Below are 18,889 nucleotides of genomic sequence, written 5' to 3' on the forward strand. Positions count from 1 at the left end.
CCTCGGGCGCCCGGATCGCGTGGTTCCCGGACCCGGACGGCAACACCCTGTCGCTCACGACCTTCGCTCCTTGACGGGTCGTCTCGGGAACGCAGCCCATCCGGCAACGCCGAGGACGAGGACCAGGACCCCGACCACGCCGATGGTGGTGGCACCCGCGGACATGACGGCCGGGACCCACACGAAGTGGCCGGTGATCTCGGCGGCCTTGCCGTCGACCAGAACGGGGATCGACCACTCGCCCATGTCGTGCCGCTTGTCCGGCGCCGCCGACACGTCCGTCGGAAGCTGAGGCTCCATCCAGTCGACGCGCCCATCGCTCCAGGAGTACGTCGACCCGGAACGTACGCTGCGCCACCGCGTCGGGCCGTGGCCGGCACCGGCGGCGACGTGGTCGACCACGCCCGAGGTGGTCGCATAGGTGGTCAGCGAGTTGACGTTGTCGAAGACCTCGCCCGCGGCGAAGCGCAGGAACGGCTCATTGGAGTAGCCGAGCACCTGCACGTCGCTCACCGTGCTGCTCGTCTCGAGCGTGATCAGCGAGCCGTCGGCGTGCACCCACACACTGACCCCGGCCGGTGCGCGGAGCACGACCGACTGGATGCTCGCGTTGACGTTGACGCTGCCATGGGCCCAGACCGGCATCGCGGCCGCCACCACGAGGGTGACGGCCGCGACGATGACGGCACTGACGCGCCTCATCGGGCAGGCATCAGACGGCGACCGGAGCGTGGTCCTCGGCGAACCGGCCCTCGCGGCCGGCCCGGGCGGCCGCCGGGTCGAGCAGACGCTGGGCCTGGGGCGCGAAGAGCAGCGCGATGCCGCCCCACAGGATCACCTGGGCGACGAGCGAGTACACCCGGAACTGCGCGAGCAGGTCCGCCGGGAAGCCCGGGAAGACGATCGTCCCGTCCGGGTCGGTCAGTGGGAGCGGCGTCTCGGTGTCGTGCCTGCCGAACTGGGCGACGTTGGCGTCCAGGTGGCCGAGCGCCGGCAGCACCAGGAACACGACAGCCATCACGGCGACGTACGCGGCACCCATGATCAGCACCGTGCTGTACAGGCTGAGCCGCCGGTGCAGTCGCTGGCCGTAGTAGACGGCCAGGAACAGCGCGATGCACGAGACCGCTACCACGACGAGGTAGAGCGCGCCGCGGGTGCGGATCGTCTCCTCGTGCCCGATCGCCGGCGGGTTGGCCGGGTACTTCAGGAACGGCACCAGGAACGCGCCGACGAAGTAGAAGGCCGGCAGGATCAGCGCGAGCTGGAACGGACGCACCTTCCCGACCCGGCCGATCGCGATGACGTAGCCGACCGCGACGAGCGCGCCCATGGCTGCGCCGAAGAGGATGAGGCCGGCGCCGATGCCGACGTCCATCTGGACCGTACGGCTGAAGATGTCGGGGCCGGCGGCCTCGACAGGCAGCCCGGCGGCCTTGTCCAGGGCCTGCTGGGCCGCGTCACGCGCGCTCTCGTAGTCGATCGCCTTCGAGATGATCGGCTCGGCGAAGAGGCGGGCGAAGACGAACGCCACCAGACCCGCGGCCGCGCCGGAGAGCGCGCCGCGAGCGATGAGTTGCTTGACCATGTTCTGTTGTTCTCCTGCCGGGTTGGATCAGTGGCAGGGGAAGCCGAGGAAGTGTCGGCCGTCGTGGAAGAACTCATGGAGGACCATGCTCTTCCCGAACACCGAGGTGGCGCCCTCGTCGACGCCGATGAAGTAGTAGACCAGCAGCGCCGCGAAGGCGACGCCGACCAGCAGGGCGATCGTCTTGACGTTCGCGTGGACCAGCGGGGTGCTGATCGCGGGGCTGCTGATGGCAGTGGGGATAGCAGACGTGTTGCTCACGTGATGCTCCTTCAGGAATACAACGTTCCCAGATGGGCGGAAAACGCGTCGGCGGAAGATCTGACTTCGCTCCCCAAGGAGACTCACAGTGGCGTGACCGTGCCAGATTCTCACTGGCTTCCTCACGTCCGGCGCGTAGCCGCACCCTATCGGCACCCGCGGTGGCCGTCCACCGACGTCCATATCCGGACGATCAGACCGACCCGTCCGGGAACGCGATGATCGACAGGAACCGGATCGGCAGCGTGACCAGGCCCGTCGGCCCGTGCGCGCCCTCGCCGTCGAGCTGCAGCGAGTCGCCGGCCCGCAGGCGGTAGACCGATCGGCTGTGCCCGTAGTCCATGACGCCCTCGAGCATGTAGATGAACTCGGTCCCGGGGTGCTGGAAGAGCGGGTGCACCTCGCTGGCCTCGGTCAGCGTCACCAGCAGGCACTCGAGGCGCTTGTGCTCACCTCGCAGCCCGCCGAGCAGGTTGTACTCGTGCCCGACCTGGGTGCCGTTGCGCACGATCGGCGTGCCCTGGCCCGCCTTCACGTACGACGCCGGGCGCTCGGTGTCGGCGCCGCGGAAGAGCGAGGTCACCGGCACGTTGAGCCCCTTGGCCAGCAGGGCGAGGGTGCCGAGCGAGCACGAGGTCTGGGCGTTCTCGATCTTCGACAGCATCGCCTTGGAGATGCCGACACGGGTCGCCGTCTCCCCCACGGACAGCCCGGCGTTCTGCCGCAGCTCCCGGACGTTGCGGGCGATGGCGGCCTCCAGCTCGAGCGCCTCGACCGCGTCGTCCGGTCGGCGATCGCGCGCGGTGCCGGCGTTGCGCAGCAGCGCCTCGTCGTTCTCCATGTCGTGACCGTAGCGCGCCAGCGTCCACTGGGAGTGGACGACCGCGCGCTCCTCCGGCGTCATCGGGCACCCAGCAGCGCGGCCATGCTGCTCGCCAGGGCCGCGGCCCCGGCCTCCGCGTCGGCGTCCTCGACGGCCTCGCCGGGTGCGTGCGAGACGCCGGTCGGGTTGCGGACGAAGAGCATCGCGGTGCTGACGTGATCCTTGAGGACTCCGGCGTCGTGGCCTGCCCCCGTGCCGAGCACGGGCGCGTCGTCGAGGACGCTCGAGAGCCGCGCCTGCAGCTGCGGGTCGAAGTCGACTGTCGCGCTGAAGGACTCCTCGACCACCGACGCCGAGCAGCCCTGCTCCCGAGCGGCGGCGTAAGCGGCCTGGGTGATCTCAGCGACCAGGAAGCGGGTCACCGCGTTCTCGCGGTGGCGGACGTCGAGCCAGAGGTCGACACGCGAAGCGATCACGTTGGTGCCGCCGGGCACAGGAACCAGGCGGCCGACCGTCGCTCGCGCGCCCTGCACGCCGCGCGCGATCCGCTGCACCTCACCCACGACGTGGGCCGCCGCCACCATCGGGTCGCGCCGATCGCGCATCACGGTCGTGCCGGCGTGGTTGCCCTCGCCGGCGAACGACAGCCGCCACCGGCCGTGCCCGAGGATCGAGGAGGCGACGGCGACCGACCGATCGAGGTCCACCAGCCCACGGCCCTGCTCCACGTGCAGCTCGATGAACGTGTCGATCCGACCCAACGCCGCCGGGTCGGGACCGAGATGCGTGGGATCGACGCCCGCACGCCTGCTCGCCTCGGCGAACGTGGTGCCGTCGGCATCGGTGAGGCCGCGTGCGCGGTCGGCGTCGAGGGCGCCGGTCATCAGTCGCGACCCGAGGCACGCCACCCCGAAGCGCGACCCCTCCTCCTCGGGGAAGACGGCGATGGCTCGGCGGCCGTGCACGCCGCGAGCCGCGAGCCGGTCGAAGGCCACCAGCGCCGACGCCACGCCGAGCGGTCCGTCGTACGCGCCTCCGCCCGGCACCGAGTCCAGGTGGCTGCCGGTGACCACCGCGCCGTCGCCGACGCCTCCCGACCAGGCCCACAGGATGCCGTTGCGGTCGGACTCGACGTCGAGGCCGCGACGCTCGGCATGCGCGACGAACCAGGAGCGCAGGTCGAGCTCGGGGGTCGAGTACACCGGCCGGCTGTAGCCGCCCCGCACGGGGTCGGCGCCCAGGGCGTCGATCTCGGCCATGAGAGAGGCGACGGTGTCGCTCATCGTTGTCCTTCCTGCGTCAGGAACACGTCGGCGAGGTGGTCGCCGAGGTCGACGGTCAGGTCGCTGCCCGGCACGTCCGGGGCCGTCCGCTCCCGGAGCCGCACGGCGCCACGGAACACTCCGCGCCGCGTCATCAGGTTGAGGGCGCGGGTCGGTCGCTCCAGCTGCACGGCGACCGCTGCCTCGCCCGCGAAGCGGACCATGTCGCCGGCCTCCATCGCCATCGCTTCCCCCGACACCGAGAGGCTCAGCCGGCCGAGCGCCACGAAGAGCCGGTCGATGCCGGGGAAGCGGGAGAAGCAGGCGTCGTGATCGAGGTCCGCGACGCTGAGCCGCCAGCTGACGCGCCCGTCCGTCCCGTGTCCGGTGGCCAGCTCGCGGGTGGTGCCCGCACCGTTGGCCCACGGCAGGGCGGCCGCGGTCGATGCGACGAGCATCGGTCGGCTCACCGCATCTCGCCGGCACCGACGTACGGGTGCAGGCTCGCCAGCGGCTTGCCCTCGCCGAACCGCTCGAGCCGGAAGTCGGAGGCCGCGACGTCGGGATCGGTGCTGTCGCCCTCGAGGACGAGGTCGGCGACCAGCTCGCCGACAGCGGGACTGATCTTGAAGCCGTGCCCGGCGAAGCCGGCGGCCAGGATCAGCCCGCCGATCCCGCCGACCGGCGCGATCACCGGATTCCAGTCCGGCGGCACGTCGTAGACCCCCGCGTACGTGTGCGTGATCGACGGCTCCGGGAAGCCCGGGAAGCGGTGCATCACCTTCTCGGCGTACGCCATGATGCTGCTCTCCCCCGCGACGTTGGAGTAGCGGTCGGGGTCGACGAGCTTGCTCCCGAAGTCGGCGTGGTCGCTGTTGCCGACCAGGAACTGCCCCGAGCCCTCGAGGCGGCAGTACTGCAGGCTGATCAGGTCGGAGACGACCGGCAGGTCCGGCAGCGGCTCGCCGGCGTCGACGATCAGCAGCTCGGAGCGGTAGGCCTCGACCGGGAAGTCGACCCCGAGGCCGGCGAGCAGCTGCTTGGACCACCAACCGGAGGCGACGACGACCAGGTCCGCGTCGACCACCTCGCCCGAGCCGAGCTCCACGCCCGTGACCCGATCGCCGTGGGTGAGGATGCGCGCGACCGGGGTGTTCTGCCGGATCCGGGCGCCGTGGTCCCGGGCCTGTTGGCCGAAGTGGAGCGCGAGCTGGGTGGCGTCGGCGAACCCACCGCGCCGCTCGTACGACGCGAGGGCGACGTCCTCGACGTTCATCATCGGCCACAGCGCCTGCAGCTCGTCGGGGCCGATCAGGTCGACCTCGATGCCGAGGCCCTGGTGCATCGCGGTGTTGGCCTTGAGGGCGTCTGCGTTCTCCTCCCCGACGATGACCGAGTAGCCGACCTGGCGGAACCCGACCGCGTCGCCGAGGGCCTCGATGACCGGCAGGCTGCGCCACGACATCGCGGCGATCGAGGGCACGCCGTAGTGCATCCGGACGATGCCGCTGGACTTGCCGGTCCCGCCGGACGCGAGCTGGTGCCGCTCGAGGACGAGGACGTCGCTCAGCCCGCGTGCGGTGAGGGCGCGGGCGATGGACAGGCCGATCAGCCCGCCGCCGATGACGACGGCCCTGGTCGCGCTCATGCCCGATCACCCTGTCCGGGGATCCAGGACGTGCCGGCGAGCGGGACCCGGGCCATCGCGGCGGCCTCGATCGAGACGGCGACCATGTCCTCGGGCTCGAGGTGGGTGACGTGCGCCTTGCCGCAGGCTCGGGCGATGGTCTGGGCCTCCATGGTGAGCACCCGCAGGTAGTTCGCGACGCGGCGGCCGCCCTCCTCCGGGTCGAGGCGGCGCTGCAGCTCGGGGTCCTGGGTGGTGATGCCGGCCGGGTCGAGCCCGGCCTGGAACTGGTCGTAGAAGCCCGCGGCCGATCCCATCGCCTCATACTCCGCGGCGTAGCGAGGATCGTTGTCGCCGAGCGCGATCAGGGCCGCCGTGCCGATCGCCACTGCGTCGGCGCCCAGGGCGAGCGCCTTGGCGACGTCCGCTCCCGACCGGATGCCTCCGGACACGATCAGCTGGACGCCGTCGGGCCGCTTGTGGACGCCCAGCTCCTGCAGCGCCTGCACCGCCTGGGGAACCGCGGCCAGGGTGGGGATGCCGACGTGCTCGATGAAGACGTCCTGGGTGGCCGCCGTGCCACCCTGCATGCCGTCGACGACCACCACGTCGGCGCCTGCGTGCACCGCGAGCTTGACGTCGTAGTACGTACGGGACGCGCCGACCTTGACGTAGATCGGCTTCTCCCAGTCGGTGATCTCCCGGATCTCGTTGATCTTGATGGTGAGGTCGTCCGGGCCGGTCCAGTCGGGGTGTCGCGATGCGGAGCGCTGGTCGATCCCGGCCGGCAGGTCGCGCATGCCGGCGACTCGCTCCGAGACCTTCTGGCCCAGCAGCATCCCGCCGCCGCCGGGCTTGGCGCCCTGGCCGAGCACGATCTCGATCGCGTCGGCGCGGCGCAGGTCGTCGGGATTCATCCCGTACCGGTTGGGCAGGTACTGGTAGACCAGGGTCTTGGAGTGGCCCCGCTCCTCGGGGGTCATCCCGCCGTCGCCGGTGGTGGTCGAGGTCCCGGTCGCCGAGGCGGCGCGACCGAGCGCCTCCTTGGCGTGGGCGCCGAGCGCCCCGAAGGACATGCCGGCGATGGTGACCGGGATGTCCAGGTGCACCGGGTACTTCGCGTTCCGCGCGCCCAGCACGACGTCGGTGCCGCAGCGCTCCCGGTAGCCCTCGAGCGGGTAGCGCGACATCGAGGCGCCGAGGAAGAGCAGGTCGTCGAAGTGCGGCAAGGAGCGCTTGGCTCCCCAGCCGCGGATGTCGTAGATGCCGGTCTCGGCGGCCCGCTGGATCGCGGCGATGGTGGGCCGGTCGAAGGTAGCGGACTCGCGCAGGCCCAGCCGCGCGCGGTCGTCGGCGGTGTACGTCATGGCCGGTTCCTCTCAGTACTCGTTGTCGTGCGTGAAGTGGTAGAGGGTGCGGGCCGAGCCGTAGCGCCGGTACGTGGCCGGATCGTCATCGGTGTAGCCGGCGGCTTTGAGCAGCCCGGCGAGCTCGTCGAGGTGCTCGGCGCGCATCTCCTTCTCCACGCAGTCGGCTCCCAGCGACCTCGCGGTGCCGCGCAGGTAGATCCGGGCCTCGTAGAGGGAGTCGCCCAGCGCGTCGCCCGCGTCGCCCCGGACGACGAGCCGGCCGCGCTGCGCCATGAAGGCGCTCATGTGGCCGATGGATTCACCCACGACGATGTCGATGCCCTTCATCGAGATCCCGCAGCGCGCGCCCGCATCCCCGTCGATGACGAGCAGGCCGCCACGACCGGTGGCACCGGCCGACTGGGAGGCCGCACCGGTCACCCGGACGCTGCCGCTCATCATGTTCTCCGCCACGCCCTGTCCGGCGTTGCCGTCGATGGTGACCTCGGCCTGCTGGTTCATCCCGGCCGCGTAGTAGCCGACGTGGCCGCGGATCGTGACCCGTACGGGCGCGTCGATCCCCACGGCGACGTTGTGCGCCCCGGCCGGCTCGGTGATGACGAACTCGCCGTCGAGACCGTCCGCGTGCAGCGCCCGGTTCACCTCGCGGAGGCTGGTGGTGCGCAGGTCGTACGTCGTGCTCACGCCACCGCCTCCTGACCGGTCGCGGTGCGGCTCCAGTGGTAGATGACCTCGGGCTCGGGCTCCCAGATCCGGGCGTCCTCGACGCCGGGAAGGTGGGCCAGCGCGCGGTACTCCGAGGCCATCGCCACCCAGTCGTCCGTCTCGGCGATGACGGCTGGCTTGCAGGCGACGGCGTCGCGGACCACCGCGAAGGAGTCACGGTTGGAGACCAGCAGCGTGTAGAAGCCGTCGAAGGTCTCGGTCAGGCCGGTGAGCGCCTCGTCGACGCCGCTGCCGCCGGCGAGCGCATGAGCCACGAAGCGGGCGCCGACCTCGGTGTCGTTCTCCGAGTCGAACGCGACGCCGGCCGCCTTCAGGTCGCGGCGGATGGTGGCGTGGTTGGAGAACGAGCCGTTGTGGACCAGGCACTCCCCCGGTCCCACCGCGTACGGGTGCGCACCGGCCGACGTCACCGCCGACTCGGTGGCCATCCGGGTGTGTCCCACCCCCTGCCAGCCCTGAGCCGCCGACAGCCCCCAGCTCTCGGCGAGCACCTTCGGCGAGCCGACCCCCTTGAGGACCGCGAGGTCCTCGCCGAACCCGCCGACCAGGACGTCCGGGTACGCGGCCCTGGTCGCGGCCAGCAGCTCGGCGGCGCCGAGGTCGCCGCTGAGCAGCAGCACGTTCCCCACCGTGGAGGCGGCGATGTCCACCCCGGTGGCCTCGCTGAGGGTGCCGGCGACCTCGTCGAGGGCGAGGCCCGCGTCGATCAGCGAGACCGATCCGCGACCGGCCGGAGCCCACGCGTCGTGTCCGTAGACGGCGATACCGGCCGAGTCGGCCCCACGATCCTCCATCTCGCAGAGCATCCCGGTCAGCAGCTCCCCCAGCCGGGGATACAGCTCGGGGTTGCGCAGGTGCAACCCGACGATTCCACACATGTTCCTTCTCCTTCCGAGACGCTTCAGACGGCGGTGAGGTAGCGGTCGATCTCCCACTCGGAGACCGCCGCGTGATATGCGAAGAACTCGTCCCTCTTGAGTCCTGCGAAGTAGTCGGCGACGCCGGGGCCCGCGACGTCGAGCACGTCGCGGATCACCTCGTCGGCCTCGAGCGCGGCGACGGCGTCGACCAGCGTGGCCGGGAACGGCGTCTCCGGCCCGGTCCCGAGAGCCGGCAGCGCGCGGCCCAGGGCGATGCCGTCCAGCCCGGCGCCCACGGCGGCCGCGATCGCCAGGTACGGGTTGGCGGCGCCGTCACCGCCGCGCAGCTCGATCCGCTGGGCGTCGGGGATCCGGACATAGTGGGTCCGGTCGTTGCCGCCGTATGTGGGCAGCCGCGGCGCCCACGTGGCCCCGCTGGCGCTGGAGGCGACGGCCCCGGTCCGCTTGTAGGAGTTCACCGTCGGTGCGATCACCGCCTGCAGCGCCGTGGCGTGCTCGAGGATCCCGGCCACGAAGGAGTACGCGGTCTTCGACAGGCCGAGCCCGATCGGGTCGTCGTCGCCGCTTCGCACCGGGAACACCGGCGTGTCGGTGTCGACATCGCGGAGCGAGAGGTGCAGGTGCAGCCCGGAGCCGGTCCGGTTCGCGAACGGCTTGGGCATGAAGGTCGCGATCATGCCGCGCTCGGCGGCCATCACGTTGAGCAGGTAGCGCAGCGTCACCACCCGGTCGGCGGTGGTGAGGGCGTCGGCGTAGTGGAAGTTCTGCTCGAACTGGCCGTTGCCGTCCTCGTGGTCGTTGGCGTAGTTGCCCCAGCCGAGGCTGTTCATCGCGGTGCTGATCGCGGCGAGGTGGTCGTACATCCGGGTGACGCCGCGCGCGTCATAGCACGGCTGGTTCGCATCGTCCTCGGCGTCGGCGGTGACCAACCGGCCCTGCGCGTCACGCTTGAGCAGGAAGTACTCCACCTCGGCTCCGGCGTACGGCGCGAAGCCCGCGGAGGCGGCCCGCGCGACGACGCCCTTGAGGATGTTGCGTGGCGCGTACGGCCACGGGACGCCCTCGACGTGCGGGTCGCAGTGCACCACCGCCAGGCCCGGCTTGACGAACGGGATCGGGGTGAAGGAGGAGACGTCCGGCAGGGCGACCAGGTCGGGGTCCTTCGGCTCCTGCCCGATCGCGCCCACCGCGTAGCCGGCGAAGCCGACGCCGTCGGTGGCGAGCTCCTCGACCGCTTCGACGGGCACGAGCTTGGCGCACGGCTTGCCGTTGAGATCGACGAAGAGCGCGAGGATGAATCGGGTGCCCGACCGTTCCGCCAGGGCGGCAAGCTCACTCTGCGACATGATCACTCCTCATGATTACTGCAATGAACCTTCGTTTCACCTCAGTAGATCAGTGAGCGGCGACGAGCACCAGCGCCGCACGTAACATCCGGGTTACGTTGTGTTTCACATGGTTGTTACATGCCCGCCATGGTCTAACTAGCAGAAACCATGTCTACTCATGCGAGACGGCGCAGGGTGCGCCCGATTCCACCCGAATCCAGGAGATGAGATGGACACTGGAACCACAGCCTTCATGCTGTGCTGCATCATCGGGCTCACGATCATGATCCCCGGCCTGGCGCTGTTCTACGGCGGCATGGTCAGCGTGAAGAGCTCGATCAACATGATGATGATGACCTATGGCGCCGTCGCCGTCGTCGGCGTGCTGTGGGTCCTCTTCGGCTTCTCCATGACCTTCGGCACGTCACACGGAGGCCTGGTCGGCAGCTTCAGCGAGTACGCCGGGATGAAGGACCTGCTCGATCCGCAGACGACGATCGACGGGCTCCCGGTGAGCCTGTTCGCCCTCTTCCAGGCGCTCTTCGCCGCGCTGACGGTGGCCATCGTCTCCGGCGCGGCGGCCGACCGGATGAAGTTCTCCGCGTGGATGACCTTCGCGACGCTGTGGGCCGTCCTGGTCTACTTCCCGGTCGCGCACTGGGTCTTCGCGTTCGACGGCGTCGTGTCCAAGAACGCCACCGGCGGCTGGATCGCCAACAAGCTGCACGCCGTCGACTTCGCCGGCGGCACGGCCGTCCACATCAACGCCGGCGCGGCCGCGCTCGCCGTCGCGCTGGTGCTCGGCAAGTCGGCCAGCTGGAGCTCGCGCAAGCCGCACAACGTACCGCTCACGCTGCTCGGCGCCGGTCTGCTGTGGGCCGGCTGGTACGCGTTCAACGGCGGCTCCGCCCTCGCGGCCGGCAACTCCGCCGCCATCGTCATGCTGACCACGTTCACCGCCACCTGCGCGGCGACGCTCGGCTGGCTCGCGGTGGAGAAGTACAAGGACGGTCACGTCACCGGCATCGGCGCCGCCTCCGGCGCGATCACCGGTCTCGTCGCGATCACCCCGGCGTGTGGCGCCGTCACCCCGATCGGTGCGATCTTCGTCGGCCTCATCCCGGCCATGATCTGCCCCTTCGCGATCGGCCTGAAGCAGAAGTTCGGCTACGACGACTCCACCGATGTCGTCGGCGTCCACCTCGTCGGCGGCATCGTCGGCACGCTGCTGATCGGCTTCTTCGCCAGCTCGAGCATGCCCAACGGCGTCGACGGCCTGTTCTACGGCGGCAGCCTCTCCCTGCTCGGGAAGCAGGCGGTCGCGGCCGGCTCCGTACTCGTGTACTCGTTCGTCATCGCGCTGCTCATCGCGCTCGCGATCAAGAAGACGATCGGCATCCGGATCTCCCCCGAGGAGGAGGAGAACGGCATCGACGCGATCCTGCACCGCGACCCGGCCTACGAGCTGGTCTGATCGCCTCCCGATCCTCGGGATCGACGCCCCCTGTACGCCCCCTGTACGCCCGCGGGCCGCCCGGACAGTGTCCGGGCGGCCCGCGTGGCGTGTTGGCGCGAGGTCAGCCCTGGAGGACCTTGGCCTTCTGCGTCGCGTACTCCTCCTCGCTGAGGACCCCGCGGTCGCGCAGGTCAGCCAGCTTGGCGAGCTCGTCCGCGCTGCTGGCGGAGGTCCCGGCCGCCGAGCGGACGTACGCGCGCATCGCCTCGTCGGCCTGCTCCGCCTGACGGATCTCACGCTCGTGCATCGAGCCGCCGCGGACGATCAGGTAGACGAGCACGCCGATGAGTGGCAGCAGGATGATGAAGATGGTCCAGAGCGCCTTGCCCCAGCCTCCGAGGTCCCTGCTGCGGAACACGTCCCCGATGATCCTGATCAGCAGGAAGATCCACAGGATCCACAGGAAGAACCACATCATCGTCCAGAAAACGTCGAGCAACGGGTACTCACCGTTGGTCAGCAGGGGTGTCACCATCTGGATCTCCTCGGTCCGGCGTCGCTGCGGACGCTCCTAGCGAGGTCCACTTCGCTCGATGGTGGCCCGGTGGCACCTCGCGGCGCGTCACCCAGTTCCGGTGAGTTTTACCCGTCCGGCGGCGCAGCTGCGCTCACGGGTCGTCGTCGACCAGGACCCGCGTGACCGAGTCGGAGCGATCCGTCCGGACGACCGGCTCGGGGCCCGCCAGCCAGCGGCCGATCCTGCCGTCGTCGGTGACGAGGACCTGGCCGATCACCGCCGTGGCGAGGAAGATCCACGCGATCACGTACAGCCAGGCCAGGTAGGTGAACGCGACCCCGATGGAGCCGTACCGGTGTGCGCTCGACTCCAACGAGCGGGCCAGCCACACGTTGGCGAAGGGCCGGACGATCGACATCACCACGCCGAACAGCACCGCGCCGACGAACAGCGCCCTGACGGCGACCGCTCCGCTGAGCAGCACCCAGGGGACCACGGTGGCGAGCGCGATCAGGATGACGCAGGTGACGACGATGCCCCAGAAGTCGGGCGGCGGAATGCCGTCGGCGATCGAGTGCGAGCGGCGCAGCACGACGAGCGTCAGCGTGATCACCAGCACCACGGCCACCCACCGCCACGCCGATCCCAGGTTGCTCTTCGGCTTCGAGAGCGCCCAGACCGCCGCGAAGGCCCGGGCGAGAGCGCGCGAGAGGCTGGTGGCGGAAACGAGGACGATGATCGCGCCGATGACGCCGAAGGCCGCCGATCCCGACTCCTTCAGGGCCACGTCCACCTGCGATTCAGCCTCCGGCGGCATCCCCAGCGTGTCGGACATCAGGTGCCCGGCGTCGCCGAACCACGACGCGAGCAGGATCAGCATCGGGAACACGGAGCTGAACATCTGTGCCGCGAGTGCCATCGCGCGGTCGAAGAGCTCGATCCGCTGCAGGCTCCACGAGGTCCCGAGACCCATCCGCCCGAGCCAGGTGCCGAGGAACCATCGGGTCACCCCCTGCAGGCGGCGGGGCACCAGGTCGAGCGCTCGCTCCAGGCGGGCCTGCTGCTCGGGCGTGGGCTGTGGCACTCGCCGATGCTGCGCCGAGCGCAGGGCGGGACGCCTCCCCCGCTGCGGGTGAGGGCTCAGCGCGGGAGGCGGTGATCGGCGACCGGCTCGCCGGCGACGAAGTGCTCGGCGACGATCCGCTCGGCGGTCGCGGGGTCGACATGGCCGTACCAGACCTCGTCGGGCTGGACGCTGATCACCGGCGCATGGTTGCACGGGAACTGGCAGCCGGTGTGGACCAGCAGGACGTCGGCGTCGCCGAGCTGGTGCTGCATCATCGCGAGGATCATCGAGCGTAGGTTGTCCTCCTGGCCCTGCGCGGTGCAGCGGGGGCCGCGACAGACCATCACCTGGTGACGGTGGCTGCCGACGTGCTCCCAGGCCTCGGAGGTGATGCCGGGCTCGGAGCCGGTGATGGGCTTGGCGTCGGCGGCTCGGGCGCGCAGGTCCTCGAGGTCGCCGAGGCTGGTGGCCAGCTCGGTGGCGACCGTGATCGTCGGCCTGAGCCCCGCGCGCTCGCGCCACCAGTGCGCGGCGATCCGGCGCAGCCAGGAGTGCCCCGGGGCGAGGGGGCCGGTGTCGATCCCGAGCAGGGTGATGGTGGTGGCTCCGGCGTCGGCGAGGCGGGTCAGCTCGAGGCTGAGGGACGGATCGCCCATCTGCAGGAACGCGACACTGGCGCCGATCCCCGAGGCGGCATCGAGCAGCAGCTCCCGCCTGTCGACGTCGCTCACCGACATGCCGACCAGGATCGTGCTCATCCACGCCTCCAGGCGATCGCAGCGGCCACCAGGACGGCTCCGACGCCGACGCGGGTCGCGAGACGGGTGGCGTGCGGGATGTCGTACGGCGCCGGCGCGCGACCGTCGCCCATCACGGCCCTGTGCTCCACTCTGGGCTCGACACTCCATCCGTAGTAGGTGTTGGTGCCGCCGAGCCGGATGCCGAGCGAGCCGGCGAAGGTCGACTCCACGACGCCCGCGTTGGGGCTGGGGTGCTTCGCCGCGTCCCGCCGCCAAGCGCGTACGGCGCCACGTAGGTCACCTCCGAGTGCCGTCGACAGCAGGCCTGCCAGGCGCGAGCCGGGCAGGTTGACGAGGTCGTCGAGTCGGGCCGAGGCCCAGCCGAAGCGCTCGTAGCGGGCGTTGTGGTGCCCGACCATGGCGTCGAGGGTGTTGGCGGCGCGGTAGCCGAGCAGCCCGGGGATGCCGGCGACGGCGCCCCAGACGAGCGGCGCGACGACGGCGTCGGAGGTGTTCTCGGCGACCGACTCGATCACGGCGCGCGCGACCTGGGACGCGTCGAGAGCGGCCGTGTCGCGCCCGACCAGGTGGGTGAGGCGCTGCCGAGCCGCGGGCAGGTCGCCGGCGGCCAGCCGGGCGTGGACGGCGTCGGCCTCGCGCTGCAGGCTGCGGCCACCGAGGACGGCCCAGGTCGCGGCGGCGGTCATCGCGGTGCGGGCCAGCGGACGGCGTGTGGTGGCGCCCTCCGCCAAGGCGCCGACGGCGACGGCTCCCCCGACGAGGGTCGCGGTGTGGAAGATGCCGGGGACGCGGTGGTCGGCGTGGATCCGGCGCTCGAGCCCGGCCGCGAGCGTCCCGAACCCGGCGACCGGGTGGAACCGCTGCGGGTCGCCGACGAGCCGGTCCGCGGCGAAGCCGACGAGCAGACCGAGCGGGGTCGCTATACGGAGGGATACATAGCGCGACCTCCGGCCGTATGTATTGGTCTTTATAGGTCGCCTATAAAGACCAATACATCGAGGAGCCGGGCTAGGCGCGGGAATGTATCCCTCCGTATACACGCTCACGGCATCAGGTCGGAGAGCAGCGCGACGTCGCGAAGGATGGCCACGGCGCTGCGCACCACCGGCACGGCGGCCACGGCACCGGAGCCCTCGCCGAGTCGCAGGCCGAGGTCGAGCAGCGGCTCGAGGCCGAGCTTCGAGAGCGCGAGCGACTGCCCCGGCTCGGTCGAGCGGTGACCGGCCGCGAACCACGCGCCCGCCCCGGGAGCGAGCCGCTCGGCGGTGAGCGCGCAGGCGACGCTCATCAGCCCGTCCAGCAGCACCGGGACGCCGGCATCGGCAGCCGCCACCAGGAACCCGACCGTCGCGGCGAGGTCGGCACTGCTGAGCGCCTGCAGGGTCTGGCGTGGGTCGTCGAGACGCGCGCCGGCCCGCGTGAGCGCCTGGTCGACCACCGCGACCTTCCGGGCCAGACCGTCGTCGTCGACGCCGGTGCCGCGGCCCACGACCTCCTCGGCCGGGAGCCCGAGCGCGGCGGCGATCATGGCTGCGGCCGGCGTGGTGTTGCCGATGCCCATGTCGCCGCTGATCAGCAGCTGCGCCCCGGCCGCGATCTCCTCGCGCGCCACGGCCGCACCCGCCGACAGGGTCGCCTCGGTCTCCGCCTCGGACAGCGCGTCCTCCACGTGGATCGCGCCGCTGCCACGTCGGACCTTGTGCGCCTGCAGCGCCTCGCGGACCTCGTCGCTCAGGTCCGCGAAGTCCTCGTCGACCCCGAGGTCGAGCACTCGGACGGCCACGCCCTGGGCCGCGGCGATCGCGCACGCTCCCGACCTGCCGATCAGGAACGTGCGGACCATCGCGCCGGTGATCTCGGCAGGGAACGCGGAGACGCCGTGCGCGGCGACACCGTGGTCGCCGGCGAAGATCACCATCCGCACGTTGTCGAGCGGCTGCGGCGGCACCTGCCCCTGGCACGCGGCCGCCCACACGCCGAGCTCACCGAGTCGGCCGAGTGCACCGGGCGGGGTGGCGAGTGCCGCCAGCCGCGTGGCCGCGTGGTCGCGGGCGATGTCGGACGGCGGGACGATCGAGGTCGGCAGGTTCATGCGGTGTCCTTCGGTGCGGGGCTGGTGAAGAGGGCGTCGAGCGCGGCGAGCAGTCGCCGGGTGCGATCAGGAGGTCGTACGGCGATCCGTGCCCACGACTCGTCGAGCCCGGGGAACGTGTCGGCACGGCGCACGGCGATGCCGTGGGCGCGGAGTCGGTCGCGGGTGCCCGAGCCGAGACGGGCGAGGACGAAGGACGCCTGCGAGGGGACGTGCTCGAGCCCACGCGTACGGAGCCCGGTCTGGAGCTCCTCGCGCCAGCGGGCGATCCGCTCCGCCCGCAGACGGGACTCGTCGACCGCCTGCCCGCGCAGACACGCGACGGTGGCGGCGATCGCCGGGCTGGAGAGCGTCCACGGCGTCTGCACCTGCCGCATCGCGCCGATGACCGCGACGTCCCCGACGACGTATCCGGCACGCAGGCCGGGGATCGACCAGTGCTTGGTCAGGCTGCGCACCACGACCAGGCCCGTTCGGCGCTCACGCAGCAGCGTCTGTGTCTGCCCCGGCACGACGTCCATGAACGCCTCGTCGACCAGCACCACCCGACCCGGCCGGAGCAGCGCGAGGACCGCATCGCGGGGATGGAGCACGCCGGTGGGGTTGGTCGGGTTGCCGACGATGACCAGGTCGGCGTCCTCGGGCACGGCGGCCGGATCGAGTCGGAAGCCGTCCTCGACGCCGCACCGCACCTCGGTGACCTTGTGCCCCGCCTGCTCGAGCGCTGCCTGCGGCTCGGTGAACTGCGGGTGCACCACGACCGGTCGCTGCCACTCCCGCGCACGGGCGATCAGGGTGAACGCCTCGGCCGCTCCCGCCGTCGGCAGCACCTCGTCGCGCGAGCGGCCGTACCGCTGGGCGATCGCCCGCGCCGCGGGCAGCGCGTCCGGGTAGGAGCCCGCCGCATCGATGGCCTCGTGCAGCACCCGGTCGAGCCACTCCGGCCGCGGGCCGTCGTAGACGTTGACCGCGAAGTCCAGCATCGCCACACCCGTCCCGCTGCCGACCTCGGCGTCGCCGTGGTGGCGCAGCGGGTCGATGGGCGCGTACGTCCGCTCGGCGCTCTGCGGCGCGAACGGCGCTCCCTGGTGCGGCGTCGCGGCGTGCACGGCGTCGGCGAACCGCTGCGCGAGCTGTGGGTGCCCGGCCCAGTGCGTGTGGAGGTAGGAGGCGTGCAGGGTCGGCGTGGAGAACCCGACCGCCGCCCCGTCGATCTCCCACGCGGGCTGCATCGGAGGTCGAGCCTGTCGAGACCCCTCCGGTGGTCGAGCCTGTCGAGACCCCGCACTCACCTGCGTCTTGTGGAACTCGTGCCCGCTGACCTGCTCCCCTGCCCGGGTGAGCAGCGTGTCCGCGGGTGACGTCGCGACCGGATAGCGCAGCGTCAGGCTGCTCATCGCCGTGCTCACCGGGAGGACGCCCGCCATGGGCACGCCGTCCAGCGACTCGGCCAGGTAGAGCATCCCGGCGCACTCGGCGACGGCCGGGACGCCCGCCTCGATCGCAGCACGCAGGTCGGCGAGCAACGCCCGGTTCGAGGCGAGCTCGGCCGCGTACACCTCGGGGAAGCCCCCGCCCAGATAGATCCCCTGCGTGCCGAGGGGCAGCGCGGTGTCCGCGAGCGGATCGAACGCGACGACGTCGCACCCGGCCGCGCGCAGGAGCTCCTCGGTCTCCGCGTACCGGAATGTGAACGCCCGCCCGCCGGCGACCGCGATGCGCGGCCGGTTGCCGCCCGAGCGCCGCAGGACGTGATCGGCCGGATCCCACGGCGCGGCGTCGAGCGCCGGCGCGCGCAGCGCGAGTGCCTTGATGGCGTCGAGGTCGACGTGGCGGGCGACCTGCGCCCCGAGTCGCTCGATCGTGGCCGCCGTCTGCTCGCGCTCGGCGGCGGGCACCAGGCCGAGGTGCCGCGACGGGGTCACGATGTGCTGGTCGCGCGGGATGACCCCGAGGACGGGCAGGTCGCGGATCGAGCGGCGTACCTCCTCGACGTTACGCGCCGAGCCGGCCTGGTTGAGGATCACGCCGACGACCTCGATCGAGGGGTCGTACGCCGCGACGCCGGCCACGATCGCGCCCGCCGAGCGCGAGACCCGGGCGATGTCGAGGACCAGCACGACGGGCGTACGGGTCAGCCGGGCGACGTGCGCGGTGGAGGAGAACCCGTCGGTGCCGATGCGGCCGTCGTGCAGCCCCATCACGCCCTCGATGATCGCGATGTCGGCACCACGGGCGCCGTGCAGCAGCAGCGGCGCGATCAGCTCCTCGCCGACGAGGTGTGGGTCGAGGTTGCGGCCGGGGCGACCGGTGGCGAGCGCGTGGTAGCCCGGGTCGATGTAGTCGGGGCCGATCTTGTGGCCGCTGACGTCGAGCCCGCGTCCGTGGGGCCCGTCGGCCCGCAGCGCGGCCATCAGCCCGGTGGCGACCGTCGTCTTGCCCTGGCCGGTGGACGGGGCCGCGATGACGAGCCGCGGGATCTCGACGGGATCGATCACCCTCACCACTCGATGCCCCTCTGGCCCTTCTGGCCGGCATCCATCGGGTGCTTGATCTTGGTCATCTCGGTGACCAGGTCGGCAACATCGACGATCTCGGGAGCGACGTTGCGACCGGTGATGACGACGTGCTGGTGGCCCGGGCGGTCCTTCAGGAACGCAGCCACCTCGGCGGCATCGATCCACCCCCACTTCACCGGGTAGGCGAACTCGTCGAGGATGTAGAGGTCGTGCTCCTCGGCGAGGATCCGCCGCTTGATCTCGGCCCAGCCGTCGCGCGCGACCTGGGCCCGGAAATCGGCGGAGTCCTCGTCGCCATCATTCCTCTTGCGCGACCAGGACCAGCCGTCGCCCATCTTGTTCCACTGCACCGGGCCGCCCTGGCCGGTCTCCTCGTGGACACGGTTCAACGCGACGTACGCGCTCTCCTCGCCGACCTTCCACTTGGCGGACTTCACGAACTGGAAGACCGCGATGTTCCAGCCCTGGTTCCAGCCGCGCAGCCCGAGGCCGAACGCGGCGGTCGACTTCCCCTTGTTCTCGCCGGTGTGGACGATCAGCAGCGGCCGGTTACGGCGCTGGCGCGTGGTCAGCCCGTCGTCGGGGACCGTGGTCGGGACGCCCTGCGGCATG

19 protein-coding genes and 1 riboswitch are annotated in these 18,889 nt (G+C 71.4%); of the genes, 1 reads left to right on the forward strand and 18 read right to left on the reverse strand.

The genetic code is table 11. The features are described from left to right. Positions 1-54: 54 nt before the first annotated feature. From ACZ5L9_RS17215 to glnT, 11 genes are all read right to left on the reverse strand, one after another. On the reverse strand, positions 55-702 hold the full coding sequence (locus ACZ5L9_RS17215) for a hypothetical protein (protein ID WP_464529946.1): 648 nt from the start codon (positions 700-702) through the stop codon (positions 55-57). Between the two features lie 10 nt (positions 703-712). Continuing rightward, positions 713-1,588 carry a CbtA family protein gene (locus ACZ5L9_RS17220; RefSeq protein WP_464529950.1) on the reverse strand — a complete coding sequence of 292 codons (876 nt, stop codon included), beginning with the start codon at positions 1,586-1,588 and terminating at the stop codon, positions 713-715. Between the two features lie 27 nt (positions 1,589-1,615). Further along, the gene (locus ACZ5L9_RS17225; RefSeq protein WP_464529953.1) at positions 1,616-1,849 is read right to left on the reverse strand and encodes a CbtB domain-containing protein; all 234 of its coding nucleotides are present in this window, start codon (positions 1,847-1,849) and stop codon (positions 1,616-1,618) included. A gap of 2 nt (positions 1,850-1,851) precedes the next feature. After that, a riboswitch (adenosylcobalamin (AdoCbl) riboswitch) is annotated at positions 1,852-1,998 on the reverse strand. 44 nt (positions 1,999-2,042) lie between these two features. Further along, complete coding sequence (locus ACZ5L9_RS17230; RefSeq protein ID WP_464529956.1) at positions 2,043-2,753, reverse strand: helix-turn-helix domain-containing protein; 711 nt, start codon at positions 2,751-2,753, stop codon at positions 2,043-2,045. Then, positions 2,750-3,955: an allantoate amidohydrolase gene (locus ACZ5L9_RS17235; RefSeq protein ID WP_464529960.1), complete on the reverse strand. Its 1,206-nt coding sequence runs from the start codon at positions 3,953-3,955 to the stop codon at positions 2,750-2,752. Before ACZ5L9_RS17235 ends, ACZ5L9_RS17230 begins: the two co-directional genes overlap by 4 nt. Further along, complete coding sequence (locus ACZ5L9_RS17240) at positions 3,952-4,392, reverse strand: HutD family protein (protein ID WP_464529963.1); 441 nt, start codon at positions 4,390-4,392, stop codon at positions 3,952-3,954. The genes ACZ5L9_RS17235 and ACZ5L9_RS17240 overlap by 4 nt, the downstream gene beginning before the upstream one ends. Positions 4,393-4,400: 8 nt before the next feature. Further along, positions 4,401-5,582 (reverse strand): NAD(P)/FAD-dependent oxidoreductase, encoded by a 1,182-nt coding sequence (locus ACZ5L9_RS17245; protein ID WP_464529966.1) that lies wholly within the window; start codon positions 5,580-5,582, stop codon positions 4,401-4,403. Next, positions 5,579-6,928 (reverse strand): FMN-binding glutamate synthase family protein, encoded by a 1,350-nt coding sequence (locus ACZ5L9_RS17250; protein ID WP_464529968.1) that lies wholly within the window; start codon positions 6,926-6,928, stop codon positions 5,579-5,581. Before ACZ5L9_RS17250 ends, ACZ5L9_RS17245 begins: the two co-directional genes overlap by 4 nt. 12 nt (positions 6,929-6,940) lie before the next feature. Continuing rightward, a complete protein-coding gene (locus tag ACZ5L9_RS17255; protein WP_464529971.1) occupies positions 6,941-7,615 on the reverse strand; it encodes a hypothetical protein in 675 nt (224 codons plus the stop codon). Next, a complete protein-coding gene (locus ACZ5L9_RS17260; protein ID WP_464529974.1) occupies positions 7,612-8,535 on the reverse strand; it encodes a class II glutamine amidotransferase domain-containing protein in 924 nt (307 codons plus the stop codon). Before ACZ5L9_RS17260 ends, ACZ5L9_RS17255 begins: the two co-directional genes overlap by 4 nt. Positions 8,536-8,558: 23 nt before the next feature. After that, positions 8,559-9,884, reverse strand: coding sequence for a type III glutamate--ammonia ligase (gene glnT / locus ACZ5L9_RS17265; protein ID WP_464529977.1), 1,326 nt, complete (start codon positions 9,882-9,884; stop codon positions 8,559-8,561). A 211-nt stretch (positions 9,885-10,095) separates the two neighbouring features. Here glnT and ACZ5L9_RS17270 point away from each other — a divergent pair, with 211 nt between their 5' ends. Then, a complete protein-coding gene (locus ACZ5L9_RS17270; protein ID WP_464529979.1) occupies positions 10,096-11,340 on the forward strand; it encodes an ammonium transporter in 1,245 nt (414 codons plus the stop codon). Positions 11,341-11,443: 103 nt separating this feature from the next. Here ACZ5L9_RS17270 and ACZ5L9_RS17275 read toward each other — a convergent pair whose 3' ends face one another. The 7 genes from ACZ5L9_RS17275 to cobO form a co-directional block, all read right to left on the reverse strand. Next, positions 11,444-11,857 carry an SHOCT domain-containing protein gene (locus ACZ5L9_RS17275; RefSeq protein WP_464529982.1) on the reverse strand — a complete coding sequence of 138 codons (414 nt, stop codon included), beginning with the start codon at positions 11,855-11,857 and terminating at the stop codon, positions 11,444-11,446. Between the two features lie 133 nt (positions 11,858-11,990). Beyond that, positions 11,991-12,923, reverse strand: coding sequence for a YhjD/YihY/BrkB family envelope integrity protein (locus tag ACZ5L9_RS17280; RefSeq protein WP_464529985.1), 933 nt, complete (start codon positions 12,921-12,923; stop codon positions 11,991-11,993). Between the two features lie 56 nt (positions 12,924-12,979). Next, on the reverse strand, positions 12,980-13,663 hold the full coding sequence (locus tag ACZ5L9_RS17285; RefSeq protein WP_464529988.1) for a (2Fe-2S) ferredoxin domain-containing protein: 684 nt from the start codon (positions 13,661-13,663) through the stop codon (positions 12,980-12,982). Next, complete coding sequence (locus tag ACZ5L9_RS17290; RefSeq protein ID WP_464529991.1) at positions 13,660-14,712, reverse strand: cobalamin biosynthesis protein; 1,053 nt, start codon at positions 14,710-14,712, stop codon at positions 13,660-13,662. The genes ACZ5L9_RS17285 and ACZ5L9_RS17290 overlap by 4 nt, the downstream gene beginning before the upstream one ends. Further along, a complete protein-coding gene (gene cobT, locus ACZ5L9_RS17295; RefSeq protein ID WP_464529994.1) occupies positions 14,709-15,758 on the reverse strand; it encodes a nicotinate-nucleotide--dimethylbenzimidazole phosphoribosyltransferase in 1,050 nt (349 codons plus the stop codon). Before cobT ends, ACZ5L9_RS17290 begins: the two co-directional genes overlap by 4 nt. Further along, positions 15,755-18,265 carry a cobyrinate a,c-diamide synthase gene (locus ACZ5L9_RS17300; protein ID WP_464529998.1) on the reverse strand — a complete coding sequence of 837 codons (2,511 nt, stop codon included), beginning with the start codon at positions 18,263-18,265 and terminating at the stop codon, positions 15,755-15,757. The genes cobT and ACZ5L9_RS17300 overlap by 4 nt, the downstream gene beginning before the upstream one ends. Next, entirely contained in the window at positions 18,259-18,888 is a 630-nt protein-coding gene (cobO, locus tag ACZ5L9_RS17305; RefSeq protein ID WP_464530001.1) for a cob(I)yrinic acid a,c-diamide adenosyltransferase, read from the reverse strand. The genes ACZ5L9_RS17300 and cobO overlap by 7 nt, the downstream gene beginning before the upstream one ends. Between the last annotated feature and the right edge of the window lies 1 nt (position 18,889).

It is taken from the genome of Nocardioides sp. JCM 18998 (genome assembly GCF_055391535.1).

Excerpts from the sequence above, each read along its gene's own strand:
- ACZ5L9_RS17215 (WP_464529946.1), bottom strand. The coding sequence starts at position 702 with ATGAGGCGCGTCAGTGCCGTCATCGTCGCGGCCGTCACCCTCGTGGTG.
- ACZ5L9_RS17220 (WP_464529950.1), bottom strand. The coding sequence starts at position 1,588 with ATGGTCAAGCAACTCATCGCTCGCGGCGCGCTCTCCGGCGCGGCCGCG.
- ACZ5L9_RS17230 (WP_464529956.1), bottom strand. The coding sequence starts at position 2,753 with ATGACGCCGGAGGAGCGCGCGGTCGTCCACTCCCAGTGGACGCTGGCG.
- ACZ5L9_RS17235 (WP_464529960.1), bottom strand. The coding sequence starts at position 3,955 with ATGAGCGACACCGTCGCCTCTCTCATGGCCGAGATCGACGCCCTGGGC.
- ACZ5L9_RS17240 (WP_464529963.1), bottom strand. The coding sequence starts at position 4,392 with ATGCTCGTCGCATCGACCGCGGCCGCCCTGCCGTGGGCCAACGGTGCG.
- ACZ5L9_RS17245 (WP_464529966.1), bottom strand. The coding sequence starts at position 5,582 with ATGAGCGCGACCAGGGCCGTCGTCATCGGCGGCGGGCTGATCGGCCTG.
- ACZ5L9_RS17250 (WP_464529968.1), bottom strand. The coding sequence starts at position 6,928 with ATGACGTACACCGCCGACGACCGCGCGCGGCTGGGCCTGCGCGAGTCC.
- ACZ5L9_RS17260 (WP_464529974.1), bottom strand. The coding sequence starts at position 8,535 with ATGTGTGGAATCGTCGGGTTGCACCTGCGCAACCCCGAGCTGTATCCC.
- glnT (WP_464529977.1), bottom strand. The coding sequence starts at position 9,884 with ATGTCGCAGAGTGAGCTTGCCGCCCTGGCGGAACGGTCGGGCACCCGA.
- ACZ5L9_RS17270 (WP_464529979.1), top strand. The coding sequence starts at position 10,096 with ATGGACACTGGAACCACAGCCTTCATGCTGTGCTGCATCATCGGGCTC.
- ACZ5L9_RS17275 (WP_464529982.1), bottom strand. The coding sequence starts at position 11,857 with ATGGTGACACCCCTGCTGACCAACGGTGAGTACCCGTTGCTCGACGTT.
- ACZ5L9_RS17285 (WP_464529988.1), bottom strand. The coding sequence starts at position 13,663 with ATGAGCACGATCCTGGTCGGCATGTCGGTGAGCGACGTCGACAGGCGG.
- cobT (WP_464529994.1), bottom strand. The coding sequence starts at position 15,758 with ATGAACCTGCCGACCTCGATCGTCCCGCCGTCCGACATCGCCCGCGAC.
- cobO (WP_464530001.1), bottom strand. The coding sequence starts at position 18,888 with ATGCCGCAGGGCGTCCCGACCACGGTCCCCGACGACGGGCTGACCACG.